This window comes from Flavobacterium hydrocarbonoxydans (assembly GCF_009789235.1).
In the GTDB taxonomy this organism is placed as follows: domain Bacteria; phylum Bacteroidota; class Bacteroidia; order Flavobacteriales; family Flavobacteriaceae; genus Flavobacterium; species Flavobacterium hydrocarbonoxydans.
In genome coordinates, this window is sequence record NZ_WSTB01000026.1 from 1 (window position 1) to 5,221 (window position 5,221).

Annotated in this window: 2 tRNA genes and 3 rRNA genes; all 5 read left to right on the top strand. The window is 47.6% G+C overall.

Annotation, left to right across the window (positions count from 1 at the left end):
* The first annotated feature begins 11 nt into the window (after positions 1-11).
* The 5 genes from GON26_RS21425 (at position 12) to rrf (ending at position 5,217) form a co-directional block, all read left to right on the top strand.
* Positions 12-1,525 (top strand): 16S ribosomal RNA (locus tag GON26_RS21425).
* A 122-nt stretch (positions 1,526-1,647) separates the two neighbouring features.
* Positions 1,648-1,721 (top strand) — tRNA-Ile (locus tag GON26_RS21430).
* Positions 1,722-1,828: 107 nt separating this feature from the next.
* Positions 1,829-1,902 (top strand) — tRNA-Ala (locus GON26_RS21435).
* A 190-nt stretch (positions 1,903-2,092) separates the two neighbouring features.
* A 23S ribosomal RNA gene (locus GON26_RS21440) occupies positions 2,093-4,976 on the top strand.
* A 131-nt stretch (positions 4,977-5,107) separates the two neighbouring features.
* Positions 5,108-5,217, top strand: a 5S ribosomal RNA gene (gene rrf, locus GON26_RS21445).
* The 16S, 23S and 5S rRNA genes sit together here with 2 tRNA genes alongside, the layout of an rRNA operon.
* Positions 5,218-5,221: the final 4 nt, after the last annotated feature.

Here is a 5,221-nt window from a genome sequence, read left to right on the forward strand (position 1 = left end):
ACAAACAATATACGATGAAGAGTTTGATCCTGGCTCAGGATGAACGCTAGCGGCAGGCTTAACACATGCAAGTCGAGGGGTAGAAGTCTTCGGACTTTGAGACCGGCGCACGGGTGCGTAACGCGTATGCAATCTACCTTTTACAGAGGGATAGCCCAGAGAAATTTGGATTAATACCTCATAGTATTACGACCTGGCATCAGGATGTAATTAAAGTCACAACGGTAAAAGATGAGCATGCGTCCCATTAGCTAGTTGGTAAGGTAACGGCTTACCAAGGCTACGATGGGTAGGGGTCCTGAGAGGGAGATCCCCCACACTGGTACTGAGACACGGACCAGACTCCTACGGGAGGCAGCAGTGAGGAATATTGGACAATGGGCGCAAGCCTGATCCAGCCATGCCGCGTGCAGGATGACGGTCCTATGGATTGTAAACTGCTTTTATACAGGAAGAAACACCTCTACGTGTAGAGACTTGACGGTACTGTAAGAATAAGGATCGGCTAACTCCGTGCCAGCAGCCGCGGTAATACGGAGGATCCAAGCGTTATCCGGAATCATTGGGTTTAAAGGGTCCGTAGGCGGTTTAGTAAGTCAGTGGTGAAAGCCCATCGCTCAACGGTGGAACGGCCATTGATACTGCTAGACTTGAATTATTAGGAAGTAACTAGAATATGTAGTGTAGCGGTGAAATGCTTAGAGATTACATGGAATACCAATTGCGAAGGCAGGTTACTACTAATGGATTGACGCTGATGGACGAAAGCGTGGGTAGCGAACAGGATTAGATACCCTGGTAGTCCACGCCGTAAACGATGGATACTAGCTGTTGGGAGCAATCTCAGTGGCTAAGCGAAAGTGATAAGTATCCCACCTGGGGAGTACGTTCGCAAGAATGAAACTCAAAGGAATTGACGGGGGCCCGCACAAGCGGTGGAGCATGTGGTTTAATTCGATGATACGCGAGGAACCTTACCAAGGCTTAAATGTAGTTTGACCGATTTGGAAACAGATCTTTCGCAAGACAAATTACAAGGTGCTGCATGGTTGTCGTCAGCTCGTGCCGTGAGGTGTCAGGTTAAGTCCTATAACGAGCGCAACCCCTGTTGTTAGTTGCCAGCGAGTCAAGTCGGGAACTCTAACAAGACTGCCAGTGCAAACTGTGAGGAAGGTGGGGATGACGTCAAATCATCACGGCCCTTACGCCTTGGGCTACACACGTGCTACAATGGCCGGTACAGAGAGCAGCCACTGGGCGACCAGGAGCGAATCTATAAAACCGGTCACAGTTCGGATCGGAGTCTGCAACTCGACTCCGTGAAGCTGGAATCGCTAGTAATCGGATATCAGCCATGATCCGGTGAATACGTTCCCGGGCCTTGTACACACCGCCCGTCAAGCCATGGAAGCTGGGGGTGCCTGAAGTCGGTGACCGCAAGGAGCTGCCTAGGGTAAAACTGGTAACTAGGGCTAAGTCGTAACAAGGTAGCCGTACCGGAAGGTGCGGCTGGAACACCTCCTTTCTAGAGCCTCATATGTTAGTGGAAACACACGTTGAGGAAAAAAGATGTGGATTTGTCGGATATGAATCATAACGTTTTATTACTCTTGCTGTTAGTTCAAATAATAAATTTAAGTAAAACAGAGTCTCGTAGCTCAGCTGGTTAGAGTACTACACTGATAATGTAGGGGTCGGCAGTTCGAGTCTGCCCGGGACTACTATTTAACTTAAAAAAGGAAATTCTGGAAGTTGGAATTCACCAAAAGAAATTAGAGAAGAATTAAGAAATCTAAAATCTGAATTCTACAATCTAAGATTGAAAAATGGGGGATTAGCTCAGCTGGCTAGAGCGCCTGCCTTGCACGCAGGAGGTCAACGGTTCGACTCCGTTATTCTCCACTATCTAAAGAAGATAGAATATAGAGAAAAGAATATAGATTTAGTCTATTTTCTAAACTCTATGCTCTTTATTCTAAAGAAAAAGTTCATTGACATATTGAGATAAGAAATAATAAAAAGTAGAAAGCGTTTTTTACTATTTATAGTAAAAGACAAAAAAAAACGGTCATAATTAAATTTATGATTGGTACAATAAGCAAAATAAGGGCGTATGGGGGATGCCTTGGCTCTCAGAGGCGATGAAGGGCGTGATAAGCTGCGAAAAGTTACGGGGACAAGCACACATTGATTGATCCGTAAATACCCGAATGGGGCAACCCACTATGTTGAAGACATAGTACACCGATAGGTGGGCAAACCCGCTGAACTGAAACATCTAAGTAGGCGGAGGAGAAGAAAACAAAAGTGATTCCGTAAGTAGTGGCGAGCGAACGCGGATTAGCCCAAACCAATGATGTTACGGCATTGTTGGGGTTGTAGGACCACGATATTTTATGTACAAGGAACCGGAAGTTACTGGAAAGTGACACCATAGAGGGTGATAGTCCCGTATGGGTAACGAGTATAATAGATAGTGGTATCCTGAGTAGGGCGGGGCACGTGAAACCCTGTCTGAATTTGGCGGGACCATCCGCTAAGGCTAAATACTCCTGAGAGACCGATAGTGAACCAGTACCGTGAGGGAAAGGTGAAAAGAACCGTGAATAACGGAGTGAAATAGATCCTGAAACCATACGCTTACAAGCGGTCGGAGCCCTTTCGTGGGGTGACGGCGTGCCTTTTGCATAATGAGCCTACGAGTTAACGTTGCTGGCAAGGTTAAGTGGTTAAGCCACGGATCCGTAGCGAAAGCGAGTCTGAATAGGGCGCTTTAGTCAGTAGTGTTAGACGCGAAACCGTGTGATCTACCCATGGGCAGGATGAAGCGCTGGTAACACAGTGTGGAGGTCCGAACCGGTTGACGTTGAAAAGTCTTCGGATGACCTGTGGGTAGGGGTGAAAGGCCAATCAAACTCGGAAATAGCTCGTACTCCCCGAAATGCATTTAGGTGCAGCGCTGGTTATAAGTTATATAGAGGTAGAGCTACTGATTGGATGCGGGGGCTTCACCGCCTACCAATTCCTGACAAACTCCGAATGCTATATAATGTTTACCAGCAGTGAGGGCTTGGGTGCTAAGGTCCAAGTCCGAGAGGGAAAGAACCCAGACCATCAGCTAAGGTCCCCAAATATATGTTAAGTTGAAAGAACGAGGTTTGTCTGCCCAGACAGCTAGGATGTTGGCTTGGAAGCAGCCATTCATTTAAAGAGTGCGTAACAGCTCACTAGTCGAGCGGACGAGCATGGATAATAATCGGGCATAAACATATTACCGAAGCTATGGATTTACAGTCTGACTGTAAGTGGTAGGGGAGCATTCTAACAGGGTTGAAGGTGTATCGTCAGGTATGCTGGACTGGTTAGAAAAGAAAATGTAGGCATAAGTAACGATAATGCGGGCGAGAAACCCGCACACCGAAAAACTAAGGTTTCCACAGCTATGCTAATCAGCTGTGGGTTAGTCTGGTCCTAAGGCGAACCCGAAAGGGACAGTCGATGGCTAACGGGTTAATATTCCCGTACTACTAATTACTGTGATGGGGTGACGGAGTGATGAAAGCGCCGCGAACTGACGGAATAGTTCGTTGAAGTACCTACCTATAAGCTGCGCAGGCAAATCCACGCGGCTTGGGGAAATACGATAGTACTCGGAGTCTTCGGACAAAGAGATAGTGCGCCTAAGGGCTTCCAAGAAAAACCTCTAAACTTCAGGTAATTAGTACCAGTACCGTAAACCGACACAGGTAGTTGAGGAGAGAATCCTAAGGTGCTCGAGAGATTCATGGCTAAGGAATTAGGCAAAATAGACCCGTAACTTCGGGAGAAGGGTCGCCCCGAGTAATCGGGGCCGCAGTGAAGAGGTCCAGGCGACTGTTTATCAAAAACACAGGGCTCTGCAAAATCGTAAGATGAAGTATAGGGCCTGACACCTGCCCGGTGCTGGAAGGTTAAGAGGAGATGTTATCTTCGGAGAAGCATTGAATTGAAGCCCCAGTAAACGGCGGCCGTAACTATAACGGTCCTAAGGTAGCGAAATTCCTTGTCGGGTAAGTTCCGACCTGCACGAATGGTGTAACGATCTGGACACTGTCTCAGCCATGAGCTCGGTGAAATTGTAGTAACGGTGAAGATGCCGTTTACCCGCAGTGGGACGAAAAGACCCTGTGCACCTTTACTATAGCTTAGTATTGACCTTGGATAAATGATGTGTAGGATAGGTTGGAGACTTTGAAGCGGCGTCGCCAGGCGTTGTGGAGTCATTGTTGAAATACAACCCTTTGTTTATCTGAGGCCTAACCCCATATTGTGGGGGACATTGCTTGGTGGGTAGTTTGACTGGGGTGGTCGCCTCCAAAAGAGTAACGGAGGCTTCTAAAGGTTCCCTCAGTACGCTTGGTAACCGTGCGTAGAGTGCAATGGCATAAGGGAGCTTGACTGAGAGACATACAGGTCGATCAGGTACGAAAGTAGAGCATAGTGATCCGGTGGTTCCGCATGGAAGGGCCATCGCTCAAAGGATAAAAGGTACGCCGGGGATAACAGGCTGATCTCCCCCAAGAGCTCATATCGACGGGGGGGTTTGGCACCTCGATGTCGGCTCGTCACATCCTGGGGCTGGAGAAGGTCCCAAGGGTTGGGCTGTTCGCCCATTAAAGTGGCACGCGAGCTGGGTTCAGAACGTCGTGAGACAGTTCGGTCTCTATCTACTGTGGGCGCAAGAAATTTGAGTGGATCTGATTCTAGTACGAGAGGACCGAATTGGACTAACCTCTAGTGTATCTGTTGTTCCGCCAGGAGCACCGCAGAGTAGCTACGTTGGGAAGGGATAAGCGCTGAAAGCATATAAGCGCGAAACCCACCACAAGATGAGATTTCTTTTAAGGATCGTGGAAGATGACCACGTTGATAGGCTATAGATGTAAAGGCAGTAATGTCATAGTCGAGTAGTACTAATAATCCGTAAGCTTATGTACACCCTTTTCCCGATAGCCCAGGCTATCGGGAAGAAACTTTCTAATAATAAAAAACTTTCTTTATCTCAGTATGTTAAGATATTATGTAATGTTGTTCCATAAATCATGGATCACCCATTGCAAAACGACCTTAAGGTGGTTATTGCGGCGGGGCTCACCTCTTCCCATCCCGAACAGAGTAGTTAAGCCCGCCTGCGCAGATGGTACTGCAGTTATGTGGGAGAGTATGTCGTCGCCTTTCTTTT